This window comes from Arthrobacter crusticola, from assembly GCF_004357995.1.
Taxonomy (GTDB): domain Bacteria; phylum Actinomycetota; class Actinomycetes; order Actinomycetales; family Micrococcaceae; genus Arthrobacter_D; species Arthrobacter_D crusticola.
This window is the reverse complement of sequence record NZ_SMTK01000003.1, coordinates 498,144-516,471: the sequence shown is the minus strand read 5'-3', so window position 1 is coordinate 516,471 and position 18,328 is coordinate 498,144. Positions and strand designations below refer to the sequence as shown.

18 protein-coding genes and 1 tRNA gene are annotated in these 18,328 nt (G+C 65.1%); 4 read left to right on the top strand and 15 right to left on the bottom strand.

Annotation, left to right across the window (positions count from 1 at the left end; genetic code table 11):
- Window positions 1–6: 6 nt before the first annotated feature.
- The 3 genes from E2F48_RS10155 to E2F48_RS10145 form a co-directional block, all read right to left on the bottom strand.
- Window positions 7–1,407 carry a D-alanyl-D-alanine carboxypeptidase family protein gene (locus E2F48_RS10155; protein WP_133403859.1) on the bottom strand — a complete coding sequence of 467 codons (1,401 nt, stop codon included), beginning with the start codon at window positions 1,405–1,407 and terminating at the stop codon, window positions 7–9.
- A 96-nt stretch (window positions 1,408–1,503) separates the two neighbouring features.
- Window positions 1,504–2,190, bottom strand: a complete 687-nt coding sequence (locus E2F48_RS10150; RefSeq protein ID WP_185149809.1) for an HNH endonuclease family protein — start codon at window positions 2,188–2,190, stop codon at window positions 1,504–1,506.
- A 402-nt stretch (window positions 2,191–2,592) separates the two neighbouring features.
- The gene (locus E2F48_RS10145; RefSeq protein ID WP_133403858.1) at window positions 2,593–3,024 is read right to left on the bottom strand and encodes a hypothetical protein; all 432 of its coding nucleotides are present in this window, start codon (window positions 3,022–3,024) and stop codon (window positions 2,593–2,595) included.
- 336 nt (window positions 3,025–3,360) lie between these two features.
- On the opposite strand from E2F48_RS10145, the gene E2F48_RS10140 reads away from it, so the two are divergent.
- Window positions 3,361–4,347, top strand: a complete 987-nt coding sequence (locus tag E2F48_RS10140) for a glycosyltransferase family 4 protein (protein ID WP_133403857.1) — start codon at window positions 3,361–3,363, stop codon at window positions 4,345–4,347.
- Between the two features lie 132 nt (window positions 4,348–4,479).
- Here the strand turns inward: E2F48_RS10140 and E2F48_RS10135 are convergent, their stop codons facing one another.
- The 3 genes from E2F48_RS10135 to E2F48_RS10125 all read right to left on the bottom strand — a co-directional run bounded on the left by E2F48_RS10135 (window position 4,480) and on the right by E2F48_RS10125 (window position 6,004).
- Window positions 4,480–5,001, bottom strand: coding sequence for a right-handed parallel beta-helix repeat-containing protein (locus E2F48_RS10135; protein WP_165968740.1), 522 nt, complete (start codon window positions 4,999–5,001; stop codon window positions 4,480–4,482).
- Window positions 5,002–5,104: 103 nt separating this feature from the next.
- Window positions 5,105–5,815 carry a hypothetical protein gene (locus tag E2F48_RS10130; RefSeq protein ID WP_133403855.1) on the bottom strand — a complete coding sequence of 237 codons (711 nt, stop codon included), beginning with the start codon at window positions 5,813–5,815 and terminating at the stop codon, window positions 5,105–5,107.
- Window positions 5,816–5,922: 107 nt separating this feature from the next.
- Window positions 5,923–6,004 (bottom strand) — tRNA-Tyr (locus E2F48_RS10125).
- A gap of 235 nt (window positions 6,005–6,239) precedes the next feature.
- Between E2F48_RS10125 and E2F48_RS10120 the strand changes: the two genes are divergently transcribed.
- On the top strand, window positions 6,240–6,728 hold the full coding sequence (locus tag E2F48_RS10120) for a YajQ family cyclic di-GMP-binding protein (protein ID WP_120164599.1): 489 nt from the start codon (window positions 6,240–6,242) through the stop codon (window positions 6,726–6,728).
- A 126-nt stretch (window positions 6,729–6,854) separates the two neighbouring features.
- Here the strand turns inward: E2F48_RS10120 and E2F48_RS10115 are convergent, their stop codons facing one another.
- From E2F48_RS10115 to E2F48_RS10075, 9 genes are all read right to left on the bottom strand, one after another.
- On the bottom strand, window positions 6,855–7,802 hold the full coding sequence (locus E2F48_RS10115; protein ID WP_246018800.1) for a metallophosphoesterase family protein: 948 nt from the start codon (window positions 7,800–7,802) through the stop codon (window positions 6,855–6,857).
- A gap of 173 nt (window positions 7,803–7,975) precedes the next feature.
- Window positions 7,976–9,028 carry a metallophosphoesterase family protein gene (locus tag E2F48_RS10110; RefSeq protein ID WP_133403853.1) on the bottom strand — a complete coding sequence of 351 codons (1,053 nt, stop codon included), beginning with the start codon at window positions 9,026–9,028 and terminating at the stop codon, window positions 7,976–7,978.
- Entirely contained in the window at window positions 9,025–9,285 is a 261-nt protein-coding gene (locus E2F48_RS10105) for a hypothetical protein (protein WP_133403852.1), read from the bottom strand. The genes E2F48_RS10110 and E2F48_RS10105 overlap by 4 nt, the downstream gene beginning before the upstream one ends.
- Window positions 9,282–9,614, bottom strand: coding sequence for a hypothetical protein (locus E2F48_RS10100; RefSeq protein ID WP_133403851.1), 333 nt, complete (start codon window positions 9,612–9,614; stop codon window positions 9,282–9,284). The genes E2F48_RS10105 and E2F48_RS10100 overlap by 4 nt, the downstream gene beginning before the upstream one ends.
- Window positions 9,611–11,392 (bottom strand): glycosyltransferase, encoded by a 1,782-nt coding sequence (locus E2F48_RS10095; protein WP_246018798.1) that lies wholly within the window; start codon window positions 11,390–11,392, stop codon window positions 9,611–9,613. Before E2F48_RS10095 ends, E2F48_RS10100 begins: the two co-directional genes overlap by 4 nt.
- Entirely contained in the window at window positions 11,389–12,678 is a 1,290-nt protein-coding gene (locus E2F48_RS10090; protein WP_133403850.1) for a lipopolysaccharide biosynthesis protein, read from the bottom strand. The genes E2F48_RS10095 and E2F48_RS10090 overlap by 4 nt, the downstream gene beginning before the upstream one ends.
- Window positions 12,668–13,486 (bottom strand): glycosyltransferase family 2 protein, encoded by an 819-nt coding sequence (locus E2F48_RS10085; RefSeq protein ID WP_133403849.1) that lies wholly within the window; start codon window positions 13,484–13,486, stop codon window positions 12,668–12,670. Before E2F48_RS10085 ends, E2F48_RS10090 begins: the two co-directional genes overlap by 11 nt.
- Window positions 13,487–13,496: 10 nt before the next feature.
- Window positions 13,497–14,588 carry a hypothetical protein gene (locus E2F48_RS10080; protein WP_133403848.1) on the bottom strand — a complete coding sequence of 364 codons (1,092 nt, stop codon included), beginning with the start codon at window positions 14,586–14,588 and terminating at the stop codon, window positions 13,497–13,499.
- Between the two features lie 101 nt (window positions 14,589–14,689).
- Window positions 14,690–15,541 carry a glycosyltransferase family 2 protein gene (locus tag E2F48_RS10075; RefSeq protein WP_133403847.1) on the bottom strand — a complete coding sequence of 284 codons (852 nt, stop codon included), beginning with the start codon at window positions 15,539–15,541 and terminating at the stop codon, window positions 14,690–14,692.
- 984 nt (window positions 15,542–16,525) lie between these two features.
- Between E2F48_RS10075 and E2F48_RS10070 the strand changes: the two genes are divergently transcribed.
- Together E2F48_RS10070 and E2F48_RS10065 are read left to right on the top strand one after the other, a co-directional pair.
- Complete coding sequence (locus E2F48_RS10070) at window positions 16,526–17,311, top strand: glycosyltransferase family 2 protein (RefSeq protein WP_246018796.1); 786 nt, start codon at window positions 16,526–16,528, stop codon at window positions 17,309–17,311.
- 1 nt (window position 17,312) lies between these two features.
- Window positions 17,313–18,311: a glycosyltransferase family 2 protein gene (locus E2F48_RS10065; protein ID WP_133403845.1), complete on the top strand. Its 999-nt coding sequence runs from the start codon at window positions 17,313–17,315 to the stop codon at window positions 18,309–18,311.
- Window positions 18,312–18,328: the final 17 nt, after the last annotated feature.

Genomic DNA, 18,328 nt, shown 5'->3' with positions numbered 1-18,328 from the left:
CCCGCCTCAGCGGAAGACGTTAAGCGGCCCCCATCCGGTGCCGACCTGCCTGCTGGCAAGGAACTTATTGGTGCCGAGTCCGTAGTAGATCAACCGCCCGTCGGTCACCTTGGCGATAAGCCCGCGGCTCCCGGCGCCGTCGAAGCCGAAGGAGGCGTGCGACTGCGCGATCGTGTTCCAGCCGGAACCGATCTGACGGCGCGTCTCGGAGACGAAGCGGCCGGCGCCGTTGGACCGGTAGAGCATCAAAGCTCCGGAAGTGCGTGTCGCCAGCACGTCCTGGCGCCGGTCGTTGTCGAAGTCCGCCATCGTCAGCTTCAGGCCCTGCCAACCGCTCCCGAGCTGCTGGCGCGCCCCCAGTGCACCCCCGGACGGATTCGGGTAATAGTACAGGGTCCCGTCGGAGCCGTACCCCACCACTCCCGGATACGGGTGGCCGTTGTGCCATTTGCCGACGGTGATGGTCATCGACTCCCAGCCGGCCCTGCCCACCGTGATGGGGCTGAGGAACCCGCCGGAGGCGCGGCCACGGTAGACGGTCAGTGCGCCGCTCTTCCACTGGGCCACAACGTCCTTGATTCCGTCGGCGTTCCAGTCGGCCGTGAAACCGGACTTCAATTGGCCCCAGCCGGAGCCCAGCCTGAACCGCGGCGAGAAACTTCCGCGCTGGTTCCCGGGATAATTCCAGAGAACGCCGGCGGAGTCAGCGGCGAGAACATCCGCCGCACTGGGGATGGAGGGCCCGCTGAAGTACTGCTCCATCGTTGGGATGCCGCGGTTTCTCATGTCGGTAGCCAGTGCGACGCCGACATAGCGCAGGTGCCAGGGTTCGTAGGTGTACCCGGTGATGTGGGTGTAACCCTTGGGGTACCGGACGATAAACCCGTAGCGGTGCGCATTGGCCGCCACCCAGCGCCCGCCGGGGGTATCACCGAAGCAGCCGGCGAGTTCGCACCCTCCGGCGGCGTTGCCGACGTCGACGGCGAGGCCGGTCTGGTGTTCGCTGTGGCCGGGCCTGGCGGAGATCCGGTCGGCCTCGGCCTGGCCGTAGGTCCGCACATAGTGGTTGTACAGGGCCGCCTGCTCGTCGTACGAACGGTAGGCGCTGACGACGCCGAGCGAGTGACCCGCCGAGCGGGCACCGCTGAAGAGCCGGGTCACTGCCGAGGCGACGTCCCGCCGCATCCAGTGGCCCGTGCCGGCCCAGTTGACCCGGTCCGGAGGAACGTACCGCAGAGGATTCAGCGGGTGGGTCTTGTTGACGAGGACCCAGTGGTGGTTCGGGTCCGAGACCACGGTCGCAGCGCGGGCCGGGCTCACCCCGACCAGACACATCAGCAGAACAAGAGTGACGACGATGGTGCGGCGGGCAGCTCCATTGAGCCCGCTCTCCCTGGAAGCCCGCATGCCAGCCCTTCCGCTTCAGCGACCTTGGCGCTCAGAATACTCTTTGCCACCCCCGAATGGGAGGGCCGGGGACACCCGCCAGCACATTGCCTGCGCTCAGACCTTGGTGATGGTCAGCCTCGTCGGCGGGCACGCATCGGCGTACCGGACCAGTGCGGCCTTCTCGACGCTGTCGACCGTCAGGCCCCAGCGCGTCTTCACGGTGATCCACTGCGCGACGTAGGTGCAGCGGTTCAGCGGAGGTGCCCATTCCTCGGGGCCCGACGTTTGTTTGGCCCTGGTCAGGGTTCCCGGCTGCGCGTTGAGCGAGCCCGGATAATCCAGGTCGTTGTAGAAGGCGATCCGGCGGTCCTGCGTCCATGAGCGTGCGCCCGAACCCCACGCTTCATGAGCCGGAACCGTGTGGTCGATCTGGACGGTGGTGGCCGACCTGTGGTTCCGGTTGTCGAACCCGGTCACCCACCGACTGTTCGCGACCGTGCAGCGCCGGGCCGAGGTGTAGTTGGGCGACCCCTTGCTCTCCTGGACCAGCACCTCGGCGCGGGTGTCCTGGCAGTCCCCGTCCGCGTCCACCCAATGGCCGAAATAGCGGTCGCGGTCGAATCCGAGATTGTCTTCTGCTGCCACGGGAAGGGCCCGGGCTGCCTCCTGAATCGTGGTGACCTGGGCTGATGCTGCGGAGGCGGCGGCAGGCGCGGCGGAGGCAGGCGCGGCGGCAGGCTCGACCGCGGTGACGAGAAGGCCCGCGGCGAGCAGCGCCAGGAACCCGGACTTGATGTTCATGCTCAATCCCTGAAAGACAGACGTGCCTCGAACAGGCACTCGAACAAGCATCCCACCCGATGCCGGGCTGGAGGGCCCTGGTGGGTGAAAACTGCGAAAAAACTTGGTCTCCTTGGCAGCGCCTGATCCGGACGCATCCCCAGCGATTTCGCCAACAACCCGGCAAAAAGGAAGCCCACCCTGACCTTCCCCAAGGTCTGGACGGACTGTCTTCCCCGGTATTCCGGCGATGTTGCAGATGAGGGATTCGAACCCCGTGGGCTGTGCCAGCTGATCTACATTGCCGCCTGGGGTTCATCAACGGCATATAGCCGACTGACGGGGGCCGTGATGATCGTTCAAGACTGGCCATCCGGCGCATCTGCCTCCTCGAGTTCAGCTAGGGATTCGCAATACAGCACCTTAGTGGGCCCATTCCCATGCGCTCTCGGTCCAGAAGTCCTCAGCGACGAGGATCCCTGACGGGTTCGCCAGGTCGAGGAGGACTAGTCCATTGACGTTCTCGCCGGGGCCGATCGAGTAAGGAAGCAACACTGAGTCATCGAGGCAGAAGATGATGGCGGCAGTGTCCGGGCTGGCGTTGGATGTTGTGCCGTCTGGCGCGATCGCGGTGAAGTTTGATGCGGAGAAGTTGAACTCGTTGATGAGATCCGAGTTGAGCATGTTCGGACTTGTCTGGACGGATACAACTAGCGCGACGAAGTGGCCGTTCTCGGGCGGGCTGGCGAGTTCGTCTGTGCATTGGATATCGACGGCAATGCGGTTCACGACGAAGCTGACGAGCAATTCACCGTTAGCGTCCTTGATACCTGCGTTCTCACCAATCTGCTTCATCAGGTTCCCTCGCGGGGAAAGTTGGGTGGAGGGAGCAGATGGCGGCAGAGGCGGCGGTGGCGCTTGGGTCGGCGCGGGCGGTGGCATCGGTTTCGGGGCCGTAGCGGGGGCCGGCTTTGGCGCTTCCGTCGTTGAGGCTGCTTCCGTCATTGGAGAAAACAACCACCCCCAGACCTGGTCATTCAGGGCCAAGTTTGGATGCACGGGAACCGGGTAAATAGTCCGTGAGCTTCGACGGAAGGGGTTCTTGGTGCTGATCTGTCCGAGCCGGTGGGACCCCATGCCAACCCGTACTCACGACGCAAGGATAGCGCCCACCCAACTATGATCAGTTGAATGGGAGACCGCAAAGACATCAACGCTTTACACATCCACGACGCAGCCAACGTCGGCAAAAACCTTGTAGAAAAGGCAAACGAACTCGGCCGCCGATGGTCGACCACAAAAATCCCTTGGTACTACAAAAAGCAATGGACTGGGCCGCTTAAGCACCCCGCCCTCCGCGCCCGACCCCTCGTATGGGACGGGACTCTCGCCATCTACTCCCTGCGGTACGACGTAGCCCACCTGCACACCGGCGGCTTATCTCCGCACATGCGGTGGGTCAGGAAGCCGTGGGTGCTCCACCTCCACGGCACAGACATCCGCACCCGCCAATACGACGCATGGAAGTCGAAGATTGAGTTCGGCATGAAGCACGCGTCCGCCGTCGTGTACGCCACACCGGACCTCGCGGAACACGTCGAGAAGCACAGGGCGGATGCAATCTACCTTCCGATAACCGTGCGCCTCGACCAAGCCCCCACCTGGCAGCCTGTACCCAACCGTGTGATCTTCGCTTCCAGATGGGAGGAAGTGAAAGGCATGGAGATGATGCTCGAAGTGGCCCGCTTGATAAGGGAAGCCCGCCCCAATGTCGAGATGTGGGGCCTCGACTGGGGTCCCGGCGCCGCGGACGCCCGGGCAGCCGGCGTCTCTCTGGTCCCGAAGAAAAGTTACGAGGACTACAAGAACTGGTTGGCAACAGCGTCCGTCGTCGTGGGGCAGATGACCGACGTACTTGCAACAAGTGAGCTTGAAGCACTAGCCAGCGGCGTCCCTCTGGTGAGCAGTGCCCGCCAAGATTACTACCCGGAGTTGGTTCGGCTCAGTGGGCCCGAGCCGGCAGAAGTAGCTTCCGGGGCGCTTATGGCCCTCGATGATCCTCAGCAAGCGTCCGCAAAGCAGGATGCTAAGTCTTTCATCGCCCAGGTCCATGATGCGGAAGCCGGCGTGAAAGCGCTTTCAGGGATTTACGCGTCGATCATCGCGCAGGAGGATTAGACGACGATTAGCCCCCACACTGTAAAGGGTGGGGGCTAATCGATAGGGTCACCTAACGGACTATGAACACCGATACCAATGCTGCGGCGATATTGCCGAAATGACATTCTGCGAATAATGCCAGGAACACCATTAGGCGACAATCGCCGTATACAGGCGCGCACCCCGCCAAAGCTGCCCGCCCAACTTTTGCGCGGGCTGGGATACCGGGGTGGCGAAACCTGCGATGAGGTTACCGTCGATCATCCCGCCCGTTGAGGTACCGGAGTAGAGGATGCCCACCGGCCGCGTCTGATCCTGAAGAACTATGTTCTGCGCGGTTTTCACGGCGTTGCTGGACTCCCCAGCGATAGGGGTATTCGTGGGGGACGTTCCGCGCATACCCCGCAGCGTGTTCCCAGTGATGGATACGGCGTTGCAGTTGGTGAACAGGCGGATCGCGTACCCGTTGTAGTCGCGGATCACGTTGGCGTTGATGATGCTGTCATAGGAGGCGGCGCTGAGGGCGATCACCTGGTTGTAACAGCCTTCCGCGGTGTTACCCGAGACGAGGACACGGTCCACGGCCACTCCGTAGAACAGCCTGCGGACGCTCTTGCGGTGTTCCCGGTAACCGTCAGTCCGGTCGTGTAGGCGGCGTAGATCGGGTTGCACCCAACATTCGCCGTCGCATCCGGGATGCACTGGACGAAGCGGTTATTTGAAATCTCCACCTCCGAGACCTTTACCCCGGTAGCGGAGTCCCCGGACACGTAAATCAGGTTCGGCGACGTCGAGGTGGAAGTAGATCCCTCGAAGTGGTTGCCGGTAACCCGGAGGTTCCGGGGCACCAAAGGCACCGCGTAGGTGATGTTCGATGCCGTGTTCGCCACGTCGGCCAGGGCCGCCCGAGGTGCGTGCGGTAGAACATGATCCCTGTGGCCGGCTGGGCGGTCGTGGAGATGAACCGGTTGTTCACCACAGAAACCCCGTCCGCGGCGACGAAGTGAAGGATCCCGAAGTAACTGCTTGTCGTGTCCGATACAGCGTCCTGGATCAGGCAGTTTGAGACGGTGATGTTGCGGTAGTAGCGGCCCTCGATGGAAGCGTGGCTGCCCACCGGGTTCGGCGCCGGGTAGGTGGTCCCTCCAACCGTGAGCGGCAGGAACCGGCACCCGTCCACCGTGACATTAATCGTGGGCAGCCCGTCGTAGGAGCCTAGGTTGTCCGCGTAGGACGCCCCGGCCAGGGTGGACACGTCGACCTGAATCGCTTCTTTGTAGAGGGAATCGGTAGTGGAAGGTGCCTTGCCCAGGACGGTGCAGTCCCGCACGGTCACCCCGTCGCAGCCCTGAAGACCCATGACGTGCCCGAGCTTCAGGCACTGCTCGAACGCGCAGTCGTAGACGAGCACGTTCCGGGCGTGGTGCAGGGAGAATGACGTATTCCCGACAGTGCCGGTGATGCCGTTGCCGACGCCCTGGATCACGCCGTCTCACAGGCGAAGGGCAAGGTGTGGGCAAGAACCTAATCTCGAGAAAGCGAAAGGCCCGCCCTTCCCTGCTGTTGCAGTGAAGTGCGGGCCTTTCCTTGCTGTGGCAGATGAGGGATTCGAACCCCCGTAGGCTGTGCCAGCTGATTTACAGTCAGCCCCCTTTGGCCGCTCGGGTAATCTGCCGAACGTCTCCAGATGAAGACAACCCGCAGCAAGCGCGGGCAAGACAACTTTACAGAACATCCGCCTCATAATCGAATCGGCGTCAACAATGCGGAAGAAACGGGTGGAACCGTACCCGAGGCGTCGGTTCCGCATCCTCGATGAACAGGCGGAGGCGGCACGACGCCGGCCGGGCGCCGCTGCCCGCGAGCCAGTAGGCTGGAAGCAGGAAAGAATCCAACTTCAAGGAGGCACAGTGGCTAGCGAATCCACGTTCGACGTCGTAAGCAAAGTGGACAAGCAGGAGGTGGCCAACGCCCTGAACCAGGCCCAGAAGGAGATCGCCCAGCGGTACGACTTCAAGGGCGTGGGCGCGGAGGTCGACTTCAGCGGCGAGAAGATCCTCATGAAGGCGAATTCGGAGGAGCGCGTGCTCGCCGTCCTCGATGTCCTTCAGTCGAAAATGATCAAGCGGGGCATCTCCCTTAAGTCCCTGGACACCGGAGAGCCCTACCCGTCCGGGAAGGAATTCCGGCTTGAGACCTCCATCAAGGAGGGCATTGCCCAGGACATCGCCAAGAAAATCAACAAGCTGATCCGCGACGAGGCGCCCAAGGGCGTCAAATCCCAGATCCAGGGCGACGAGCTGCGGGTCAGTTCCAAGTCCCGTGACGATCTGCAGGCCACCATGGCCCTGCTGAAGAACTTCGACGAAGCGGACCTGCAGTTCGTCAATATGCGCTGACCCCGCTGGCAGGCGGTGCGGGGTCGCGGGTTCGAGGACCGGCACACCGCACCGCGACAGCACGGGCACGCTGAGAATCCGGGCAGCTGTGCCGCCCGCGCGGGCGGCAGGCCGCGGCGCTGACTCCTACTGCGGTGCGGAACGCCAGCCCACGTCCGTGCTGAACCCGGTGGTTGGAATGAATTCCCAATTGAAGGATCCATTGTCGCGGAGCGTCACGTGAAGGAACCCGTGCGTGTCGCTGAACCGCTTGGAGATGTACCACGGGTTGCTCGTGAAGGGGCGGAGACTGGCGCCTCCTGTGGACACCTGGAATGCCGTCATCCCGTCCGGAACGCACTGGTCGGCGTTGTTCACCGGACAGGACCGTTCGTAGTTGTGTTGTGACGCTGCCAGGGTTAGACGGACCCGGTGCTTCCACATCACGTCGATCCACGGCTTATGATCGGCAGCCCGCTCGTGTGCCTCGGTGTCCGACGTGAAGTAGGGTTCGTGGTGGATGACTGCCAGATGCTTTCCCGCCTTCTTGGCAGCGGCAAGGTCCTTGTCCAGCCACTCCGTCAGCTCCTCAGCGCGCTCTGGGTTGTACCTCCAATGCGCAGATGACAGGAACGCGAAATGCCAGTTCCCGAAGTCCTTCGAGTACGGCTCCCCGTTCCAGATCCAACCCCTCTCCTCGTTGATCGCGGACTTCGCCTCGGAGCCCGGGCATTGGCCATTCATGAAGTTGTCGAGGTCACCATTGCGGCCGGGCTGCCAGTCGTGGTTGGGAGCGGACACCCAGTACAACTTGGGCATCGTGCCGCCCCACAGCGGCTCCCAGTAGTCCACGTAGTCATCGCAGTACGCGGTGTCGTACTGGAAGTCCCCCAGCCCCAGGAACGCGTCAATCTCGTCGTTCTCCACGAGCTGGGTGATCGCCGCACCATTCCGACCGGAGGGGCTGTCGAGCGCGGTGGTCTCGGCGCCGTTCATGTCGCCGACAGCAGAGATCTGAACCTCCTCGGGCGGTTCGGGATCGCTGGTGCACCCCGCGGTCGAGACCACCACAAGGGCTGCGACGATCGCGGCCACGCAACGGAGCGGTGTCAGACGAGGGAGTGCCGAGTGCATCCGATAACCCCTTCTGAATCTTCCCGAGGGCGACGGCCCGGACAGCAGATCGGGCGTTCGCCCCCAGCATAGCGAGACCACAGGGTTCCTACCACGGGTGCACCACCTCCGACCGGCGCCGGCATCGCCACGGCTCAGCTCCCAGCCGGACGCCAGTACCGCAGCCCGCCGCTGGTGGCGCCGTCGGGATCGATGTCGACCACGGCGTACGGGAACGCCCGGCGGTCCGACTGGTCCGGTCCGGGACCGCGGACGTCCGAACACCAGGTGCCGGTGTTGACGTACCGGGTGGTGGACGCCTCGAGCGCCGACTCGAGTGCCCGGTGGGTGTGGCCCGAGATGTACCAGGCCACCTCGAAACCATGCGCCTCAAGGGTACGTGTGATGGAACCCGCTGCGGCGGGAGCCTCCCCGCTGCGGACCGCGCGCCCGGTGCCGCGGCGCACCATGCGGATCGCGGTGGCCGGGAGGGCCGACACCGTCCGGAACCGGGACAGGCGGGCCAGGTCCCGAACGGTGTCCCCGTCGAGCGCGAGCCGCTGTGACTCGTTCTGCAGGAGCGCATCGTACGCGGGCTGCCTGACGCGGCGTTCCGCCCGCTCCGAGCCCAGGCAGGCCCGGGCAACGGCCCCGGCGCGGCTGAGACGCGACTTTGATGGATGGGCATGCCAGGCGGCAAGCGGTGGGAGGTGCAGCTGCTCGGTGTCGTTGACCGCCGCGCGGAGCACCTCCGGAATCCGGTGCAGCGCGTGGTGCTGATGCCCGTGCTCAGCCACCAGCACGTGGGGCACGTGCAGGATCCACGGGTGCACCTTGACCCGCGCCGGCTCAACGGGTGACAGCAGCGCCGACAGGCGGGCGGCAACCGAGGGCCGGGCCAGGTCCGCGTCGTGGTTGCCGCAGAGGAAGTGCAGTTGCACACCCCGCGCTGCACAGGCCTCCAGCGCGTGGAAGGCGGCCGGGTGGCGGGCAAGGATGGACTTGAGCCGGAACTGGCTCCCATCCCCCGCCAACCCGGCCAGCTCGAACGTATCGCCAACGAAGGCGACGTGCTGCTGCGGGTGGGCGGCTGCAAGCACCTCGCGGCGCAGGAACTCGGCCAGCATCCTGCCCGGGCCTCTGGGGTCGTCATCCGATTCACCCAGGTGGAGGTCGCTGAGAAGCCACCACCGCACGGCACTACTCACGCGAGCAGTCCCAGCACGCGTGGAAGGAAGAGGAGGACGCACAACACCAACATGACAGCGACGATCACGCGGCCTTGCGTTTGGCTGACGGTCGCGGTGCCTGTACGCCGCCCAGTGTCGGGTCCAGTGACCGGTCCGGCGCGGCGGATTTCGATCGTCACGAGGGTGACGATCAGCACGGCGGCCACGACCAGCCCCGCCAATTCCAGCGCCAGGCCGCTCGACGCGACCAGCCCCCTCAGATCATCCATCATCATGCCACCTCCTGCCGCGCGCGCACTATGCATGCGAGGACGGTAATCACGCCCATCGTGACAACGCAAGCCTGCCACGACCACAAAGCGAGGTAGAACATCGCGGTTGACACCACCGTCAGCGTCCCCAGACCGATCGCCAGGACAAGCACCACGGCAAGCGCGACGTCTGTCACCTGCGTGAGTCGGGCCAGTGCCTGCCCCGGGAGGAGGACGAGGACAGCTATCGCGGCCACCGCCTGCAGTGGTGCCGGCAGCCCGACGATGGTCGCCACCGACAGCACAATGGCCGAGAGGCCGAGCGCCACGGTCAGCCGGTTGACGCCGCTCATGGTGCCACCACCTCGTACACGCGTGCGTGGGCGTCTCTAAACGCGAGCTGTACGCCCTGCTGGGTTCTCAGCCATCTTTCCAGTTCCGCGAAGTCGCGGGTGCTGGTGTCGCCCTGGATGACAAGACTCGCCTCCGCCGAGCTCATGAGCACCAGGTAGGCGCCCTCGGCATTGCCCCGGGCGAAGTCATAGACGGTCGGGCCGCACGTCGACGGCGTCAGGTCCTGCTCACACAGGTCCTCGATCGTCCGGTAGCGGTGGTCGAGGTAGGCATCGTCACGCCACGGCGTCGGATGTGCAGCAGAGATGATCGCCGAGTCGGGCGGTGCCATCCTCTCCGCGGCGTCAATGGCGGCGATCTCACTGTCGGCGAAGACGTCATACTGCGCGTTGCCGAACCGGCCCGTGACGGTCAGGGCGGCCAGCAGGAAGCAGGTGACCACGAGGACCCCCGTACCGCGTGAGGAAGGACGGGCGCCGTCGTCCGTGGGAAGCAGAATCGAGCATGCCTGCAGGGCGATGAACGGCAGCGCGAACAGCGAGACACGGATGAGCATCTCGCCGCCGTACATCTGCACGGGGAAGATCAGCAGTGGGGACAGGGCAAGAAGGATCACCCGGATGTCGAGGCGCCCTCTGCGCCAGTCGCGCACCGCCCCCGCCGCGGCGAGCGCCCACAGCACGACGGTGAGAAGGACCCGGAGCTGCACCACAAGCACGTGCCCGGGGGTCCCGCTCACCCGGTCGACGACGTTTGCAGTGATCGCTGCCCTAAGCCCCGCGTCCTCAAGGGGCGGGTGCCCGACCAGGTATGGACTCGCCGGGTAGACGAGCCAGAGCACCAGCACGATGCCGGCGATCAGGGGCAGCCGGGTGGGCCAGACCCGCCCGCTCAGAGTGAGTGCGGTGATGGCGACGAGCATCATGAACGGAGTCAGCTGATGGCTCGCGCAGATGACCACGATGAGCAGCAGTGTCACCACCAGGGCGCCCACCCGATGCCCCGGGCGGGGGTCGGCGGGCGCCCGTCCCCGCCACCACTCCGCCAGGTCGGCGCGTCGAAAACCAGGGAACGGGGCGGAACGGGCGCCCAGCGGGCCGACGAGCAGCCCGATCAGGACGAGGTACAGGAAAAAACCGAACGCCTGGGGCGACAGGTAATCCTGGTCCTGCCAGTTGCCGAGGCAGAAGAGCCAAAGCACCAGCCAGCGCCGTCGCGGATCACTCGTGAGGTAGCGCGTCGCCACGCCCACGGCAGCGAGCCACAGACCTACGTTGACCACCGGCGCCCACAGGGCCACGGTCACCGGGTCCAGGCCGGTCGCCGCGAGCATCGTCGCCAGGAGGGCGAAGAAACCCGGCCAGTTGAAGTAGGCGTCGATGCCGGGATCGACTCCCACCTGCGAGAGGGCGTCGGCGACTCCGAGGTGACGGAACGCGACCTCCCCCCGTGGAACGTCCGTCACGAAAATTGCAGTCCCGAAGAGCACGAGCACGAGTGCCACGAGGAGCGACATCAGAACCGGGCGGCGTGCAGGGCCGTCGGCGTCCCCCCGCAGTGCCACGAAGAAGGCGATGTTCAGGATCAGGACCCCGATCCAAAACGGGTAAGGCAGCACTCCGACGAGCCCCATGTCGCTGTCAACGGGTACGGCCACCGTGGAGGCGGCGCCCACGGCGAGGGCCAGCGCCACGACACCCGCGACGATGCACATCACATCACGGAGCTTCCAGCGGCGGCCTTCGGTGGGCCTGGTCACTTCAAGTTCGTCGATCACTGTGCCTCCTGCCTGACGCGCCGGAGAATTGCGACCAGCCGGAGGCCGACCACCGCGGCCCCGGCGGTAAGCGCCACCAGGAACGACAGGGCCATGGCGCTGGCGCCCCTGTCGGCGGCCAACAGCGCCGCGGCGGAGACGGTGGTTCCGACCGTCATGCCGACGAGAATTGGCTCAACATACCGGCCGCGGATTCGGCACACGGCGTTATAGGTCTGGAGCACCGCGTACGGCACCACTCCAACCGCCAGCAACCGCAGAGCGACGGTGGACGAGTCGGCGTAATTGTCCCCGAGCAGGTGAAGCAGCGGACGGGCGAGGGCGGCGAGGACGATGGCAGCCAGGCATCCAAAGGCCAGCGACCAACGGAAACTCCGCAAGACGGTCGAAATGAGCCGCCCAGGGTCGCGGACACCTTCGGAGAACTGGACGATGCCCATCAGCATTGGAGCGGTGTAAGCAGCCCAGGCCATCATCCAGGCGGGATACCAGTACGCAGCGGTCGCCGGCGATACCAGGTGCGCGAGCAGGAGCGGCAGGACAAGCCCGGGGGCGCGCTCGGTGAGCGTGATGAGCTGGTTCGGGACGCCAAGCACCAGCAGTGAACGGCCGTGCGCCAGGTGCAGGGACGGCCGTGGCCGGTAACCGATCAGTCTCCGCAGCTGGATCAAGCCAATGAGGAACGCCACGACCGACCCGAAGGTCCAGCAGACCATCAGCACATCGGCGGCAGCGCCGTTCCTCCACCAGGCTAGAAACGCTGCGGCCCCGAATGAGAGCACGCCGCTCACCGTGTACCGTATCGTCGCGCTGGCTCCGCGGCCCAGCGCCACGAGTGTTTGGTCAAGCACGGTGCACAGGGTCCCTGTGACGACGGCCGCCAGGAACGTGAACCAGAAGAGAATCGAGGTTGAGGCTGTCTCCGCGTCCGCGGTCAGCAACTGCAGGAAGAGGAAGCCGAGGGCCAGCACGGTGCCGGTCACCCCCACGATGCCGAATGCGGAATTCAGCACCCGCGCGGGTGGCTCCCCGCGCCCCACGGAGACGATCACGGCCGACCCGGTGCCCAGCACCGCGAGCTGCGTGCAGATCATCACCGCCGAGACCGCTGCCGTGGTGAGCCCGACCTCATGGTCGGTTGTCGCGCGGGCGGCCACGATCCAGAAGGCGAAACCCGTACCCGTCGCGGCAGCCTTGGCCACGATTAGGCCGATCGAGCTGTGCAGGGCGGAACGCCGGACGACGGTCGAGGGGCCTGAGACCGCGGGGGCGCGCTCAGCCCGCACGACCGAGACCTTTCGCCATTCCCGCGTAGTTGTACCAGCAGAAGGCGAGGTAGTAGCGCAGCCACCGGGGCTGGCCCCCGGCCAGGCTCAAGGCGCTGCCCCGGACGGCCGCGGCGGCGGGCAACAGAGCCAACCTGGCACCGCGCCAGCCGTGCTTGCGGATCATCCGTCCGAGCCCCGTCCCGTCCATGAGGAACTGATCGAGCGCGAAGTCGAAATCGTCGGCGGCGAAACGATGTTCGACGAGGACCTTCTGGGAGACGCCCGTTCGCATTCCTGACTGCCGCATGCGCCAGCGCAGCTCGATGTCCTCTCCCGACTTGAACGAGTCGTCGAAGCCCACGCCCAGCATCAACTCCCGGTCGATGATCGTTGCCACCAGCCCGAACCAGTTGCGGCTTCGGCCGGTGCGGTGGTGATGGGCGAGCGCCTGCCCCCAGTAGCCCGGACCGGCGACACTTTCCAGGCCGGCCTGGAGCGCGTCATACCCCTCCTCTACCAGCTCCGTGAGCAGGTCAGCGACCCCCGTTGGCCCAAACACCACGTCGGAGTCGACGAGCAGGACCCACCGGGTGGTGCTGCTCTTCACACCGAGCGTTCGGGCCCAGGGCAGCCCGCGGCCTTCGTCACTCAGAACCCGGGCACCCGCCGCGGTGGCAATCTCCACGGTGCGGTCGGTGGAGCATCCGTCCACCACGATGATCTCGGCGACACCGGAGTGGCTCAGGGCCTCGAGGCAGCGCGGCAGCATGCTTTCTGCATTACGGGCGGGAACGACCGCAGTGATCTCGCTGGGGCTGGCATCCATGCTCCACCCCTCAGGACTGCTCGTCGAGGACCGACGGCAGCAGCTCCTCTAGGTATCGAACGATGTCGTCCGAGGCTTCGTCCGCAGAGTACGCGGAAGGCACCTGCAGCAGGTGGCAGGGACGTCCGTCGAGTGCTTTGCTCAGCACCACTCCCTTCGCGGCGAAGTGCTCACGCCAGGGGACCACGGAGGTGGCCGCCAGGCCGGTCACGACCCGCTGCGAGAAACCTGCCATCTCGATGTGGAAGTTGCCGATCATGCGGTCGACCATCCAGTCCTTCGACCGCTCCACCAGCCGGGACCGGCTGCCCTCGAAGCGCTCGATGTACACGGCGGCCGCGAGCGGGGCCGAGGTCGTCACTTTGCGGCCAGGGAACGCGCTCGACGCATCGACCATGCGGTGCTCCGGCGACCACCGGCGGGAGAAGTCCGCGAGGCGCGGGTAACGAATGACGTACGGGTGCACGAGGGTGGTGAGACGGCCGACGCTCTGCGAAAGCCCTGAGGGGACGAGGGGTTTCCGAACACCTTCGAACAGGTGCGGGTAGATGGCCCGGTGATGCGGCTTGATGAACATCGGCTTCGCATAGCCGAGCTGCATGCCGTCCTCGGCGAGGAAGGCCCAGTCATCGCCCATGAACGACCATCCCTCGCGCCTCATCAGCTTCGCGGCGGTGCTCGTCTTACCGGTTCCTCCCGCGGCGGGAAGCGCGATCGCGTGACCTTTGTAGGCCATTGTCGCCGCGTGGAACATGGCGGCTCCTTGAGCGACCATTGCGGAATCGAGAACAGGCACCACGGAGGTCAACAGCTCGCCCGCCCCGTGAATGCGCCACTGCTCGGAGTCCCTGACGATCTGGACCCGATCGGCCTGGAAACGCGCGCTGTTCTCGGTGTACGCGAGTTCGTGCTCGAGCAGACCGGCGTCGGGCATCGGCTCCGGCTGATCATCGACAATGATGTCCGCCGGCCCCTCGGTGTCGGTAGCGAAACACGCCAACATGGTATGGAGCTGGGTCGCCGACGGCGCCTTCGCGTCGACGCGGATCCTCACCCGGCCGTGGATGTCGAAGTTCAGTGCCTTGGTATGCCCGTTGCGCATAGCGTCCCCTGTCTTGATGGTGTCGGTCTAGTGGTGTGTCGGTGTGCATAGTGTCGGACCTGCCGCGGTTTCCTCGGTGCTTGCGGTGGGGACCGGTTGGGTCAACTCGCGTTCATCAAGGGAAGAACGCTTTGTGGGTCCGTCGGTGTTCGAGGGAAGCTCACAGTGGAATAGGCGTACTTCACCCGCCGCAGCATCTCGGGGCGTGCCCCGGCGGTGGGGGCCTCCCACAGCAGGCATTCATGCGCCATGGTGCGGAGCACCCGCCACCCGTCGCGGAACGTCTGCAGGTTTGAGGCCCCGGAGATCCGGTCCAGCTCCAGGCTGGGAACCTCGGCAATCCGCAGGCCGGCCTTCGCCGCTTTGACGATCAGTTCGGTCTCGATCTCGAAGCCGTCGGATTCCAGCTGCAGGACCTCAAGGCACTCCCGGCGGAAGGCGATGTAGCCGTAGCAGAGGTCCGAGTAGTTGCTGTGCAGGACCATATTGGCCAGCCCGGTCAGCGCCTGGTTCCCGACCCGACGCAGCCAGGTCAGGTCCTCGGAACCGCCTCCGGTGACATGCCGGGAACCCTTGACGAAGTCGAAGTCGTGCTGCAGCGGGGAGATGAACCAGCCGATCTCCTGCGGATCCATGCTTCCGTCGGCGTCGAGCATCACGATGATGTCCCCCGAGGCCGCCGCGAAGCCGGCCCGCAGTGCGACGCCCTTGCCCTTGCGCTGCTCATTGACGATGACGACATCTCCCCGGACTGCACGTGCCACCTTGACCGTATTGTCGGTGGAGCGGCCATCGACAATGACGACCTCGTCCACGTAGGAGGGCATGCGGCGAAGCACCCAGGGCAGGTTCATTGCTTCGTTCAGGGTCGGAATCACAACGCTCACCGAGGCCAGGGGCGTTGGAGCGTTGTGATTGGATAACGAATTGGGGCCGGGGTACGGAATTGACATGATCTCACCACTTTGCAAGCGAACGGTTGGAACTGGCCGCGGCGGCCATGGAGAGCGGTCCGGACGGGTTCACCGAATAGTCCTTGCCGATGACAATTCCCATTACTCGGCTCCAACCTCTGAGGTCGCACCGGGTGTCCGTCCTCCAAGAGAACCCCTGGCCCTGGGTGGGTGATGCAAGGTGTACCAAGGGTGAACCGGAGGTGCTGCTCGGTGAAACCACAGTAGAACTTGATCATTGGGGGTGTCGCCGAAACTGCCTACCCGACTTGATTTGGCCATTACCCGAGCTTTTCGCTCGCTACTTGGACAAATTGCCGAAGGCGTACTTGGGCATTAGAGTCCGTTACTTGTCCCGGGCAGCCATCGGAGGTGCCGGGCCGCGTTCCGGCATCCCGGCGCGTTCCGCTCATGGTGTTCAGCGCCGGCCCTATCGGCCTGGTCCCGAACGGGCGCCCGGTGACCACGCCGGGCAATGGCATCGGGTACGAGGCGTCACAGTCGGTGGGAACGTCGGTTGGGACAAGGTGCAGCGCCCACGCAGAAATCCGTGCGAGCTGCTTAGAGCACATGCCGCCCGGGACCTACGGTTCTGATCAAGACGGGTAATCATCCGTAGCGCGCGAGTAATCCCCCCTCAGCCAAATTACCGGATTGAGAATTTGTCCAAGTATTGGGCGGAAAGCTCGGGTAATGCCCTCGTCAAGACGGGTAGGCGGTTTCGGCGACACTTCAAAGACCAAGTTTTAGTGTGGTTTCACCAAGCAGCATCTCCGGTTCACGTTGTGTTCACCTTGCGTCACCCACCCAGGGCCAGGGGTTCTCTTGGAGGACGGGCACCGGGCGCGGGAGTCCGGACCGCCCTCCCTGGCCACCGCGGCCAGTTCCAACCGTTCACTTGAAAAAAGTGGTGAGATCTTGTCTATTCCGTACCCCGGCCCCAATTCGTTATCCACCCACAGCGCTCCATCACCGCTTGCCTCGGTGAGCGTTGTGATCCCGACCCTGAACGAGGCAATGAACCTGCCCTGGGTGCTTCGCCGCATGCCCTCCTACGTGGACGAGGTCGTGATTGTCGACGGTCGATCCAAGGATCACACTGTCGATGTGGCCCGGGCGCTGCGGGTCGACGTCCTGGTCGTCTCCGAACCCCGTGCTGGGAAGGGCTGGGCGCTGCGGGCCGGCTTCGCGGCGGCCTCGGGGGACATCATCGTGATGCTCGACGCCGACGGAAGCATGGATCCGCAGGAGATCGGCTGGTTCATCTCCCCGCTGCAGCACGACTTCGACTTCGTCAAGGGTTCCCGGCATGTCACCGGAGGCGGTTCCGAGGACCTGACCTGGCTGCGCCAGGCTGGGAACCAGGCGCTGACCGGGCTGGCCAATATGGTCCTGCACAGCAACTACTCGGACCTCTGCTACGGCTACATCGCCTTCCGCCGGGAGTGCCTTGAGGTCCTGCAGCTGGAATCCGAAGGCTTCGAGATCGAGACCGAACTGATCGTCAAGGCGGCCCGGGGAGGACTTCGCATCGCCGAGGTTCCGAGCATGGAACTGAACCGGATCTCCGGGGCCTCAAACCTGCAGACGTTCCGCGACGGGTGGCGGGTGCTTCGCACCTTGGCCCGGGAGTGCACCTCCTGGGACGCGCCCACCGCCGGGGCCCGCCCCGAAGCACTCCGACGGGTGAAATACACCTATCCCAGTGTCCGCCATTCACGGACCCCCACCGATCCCCGCAGCGTACTCACCCTGGCGGAAGGAGCCTGATATGTCACCCACCGGAGTGCGACCCACTGTTTCCGTGGTCATCTGTTGCTACACCCAGGAGCGGCTGCCGCTCCTGACCAGTGTCGTGGAGTCGGTCCGGGTCCAATCGGCGCCCCCGCAACAGATCATTATTGTGGTTGACCACAATAAGAGCCTCTATAAGCACCTCATCGCGAATTTCAGTGCCGTGACGATCGTTGAGAGCACCGGCCAGCCCGGGCTGGCGGGTGCGCGCAACACCGGAATCGCCCACGCGACGTCGGATCTTGTCGCCTTCCTTGATGATGACGCCGAGGCAACCCCGGACTGGCTTGAGCGCCTGATCTCGTTCTATGACGATCCCGATGTGCTGGCCGTGGGCGGGCGGGTTAACCCGGTCTGGGAAGCGGGCCGGCCCGGGTACTTCGGCGAGGAACTCGACTGGATCGTGGGATGCAGCCACCGCGGCCTGCCGCGGATGGCCACCGAAGTCCGCAACCTGATCGGTGCGAACATGTCTTTCCGGCGGGAGACCCTCGAACTCGTCGGCGGTTTCAACCAGGACCTTGGCCGGCAGACCGCCAAGCCGCTTGGCTGCGAGGAGACGGAAATCTGCATCCGGGCCAGCCTCGCATCGCCGGGCGCGCGCATCGTTTACGATCCGGTCGCAGTGGTGAACCACCATGTCCCTGCCGCCAGGGGAACCTTCCGGTACATGGCCGCCAGGGCCTGGTCGGAGGGGCTCTCGAAGGCCCAGGTGAGCCATCTTGTCGGCCACAAACGCGCCCTTCGCTCCGAACGGCACTATGTCCGCAGGGTCCTTCCCCGCGCCGTCCTGTCCGGAATCCGGGACTGGGGCTCGGGCAAGGACAGCGCCGGGTTGGGCCGGGCGGGAGCTGTCGTCGCAGTGCTGGGCATCACGACCGGAGGGTATCTTCGGGGACGCCAGCTTGCCCACTTCGCCCGGTCCCGCTCCGCCGAAGCAGTCCCTGCGGCTGTCGAGTGGCGAACCGTCCAGTGAGGGCGTAAGCCGCAAGT

What these genes read in the sequence shown, in the direction of transcription:
- E2F48_RS10085 (WP_133403849.1), bottom strand. Translation starts at nt 13,486, where the DNA reads ATGGATGCCAGCCCCAGCGAGATCACTGCGGTCGTTCCCGCCCGTAAT.
- E2F48_RS10100 (WP_133403851.1), bottom strand. Translation starts at nt 9,614, where the DNA reads ATGAGCGGCGTCAACCGGCTGACCGTGGCGCTCGGCCTCTCGGCCATT.
- E2F48_RS10145 (WP_133403858.1), bottom strand. Translation starts at nt 3,024, where the DNA reads ATGAAGCAGATTGGTGAGAACGCAGGTATCAAGGACGCTAACGGTGAA.
- E2F48_RS10105 (WP_133403852.1), bottom strand. Translation starts at nt 9,285, where the DNA reads ATGATGATGGATGATCTGAGGGGGCTGGTCGCGTCGAGCGGCCTGGCG.
- E2F48_RS10065 (WP_133403845.1), top strand. Translation starts at nt 17,313, where the DNA reads ATGTCACCCACCGGAGTGCGACCCACTGTTTCCGTGGTCATCTGTTGC.
- E2F48_RS10075 (WP_133403847.1), bottom strand. Translation starts at nt 15,541, where the DNA reads ATGTCAATTCCGTACCCCGGCCCCAATTCGTTATCCAATCACAACGCT.
- E2F48_RS10080 (WP_133403848.1), bottom strand. Translation starts at nt 14,588, where the DNA reads ATGCGCAACGGGCATACCAAGGCACTGAACTTCGACATCCACGGCCGG.
- E2F48_RS10155 (WP_133403859.1), bottom strand. Translation starts at nt 1,407, where the DNA reads ATGCGGGCTTCCAGGGAGAGCGGGCTCAATGGAGCTGCCCGCCGCACC.
- E2F48_RS10140 (WP_133403857.1), top strand. Translation starts at nt 3,361, where the DNA reads ATGGGAGACCGCAAAGACATCAACGCTTTACACATCCACGACGCAGCC.
- E2F48_RS10150 (WP_185149809.1), bottom strand. Translation starts at nt 2,190, where the DNA reads ATGAACATCAAGTCCGGGTTCCTGGCGCTGCTCGCCGCGGGCCTTCTC.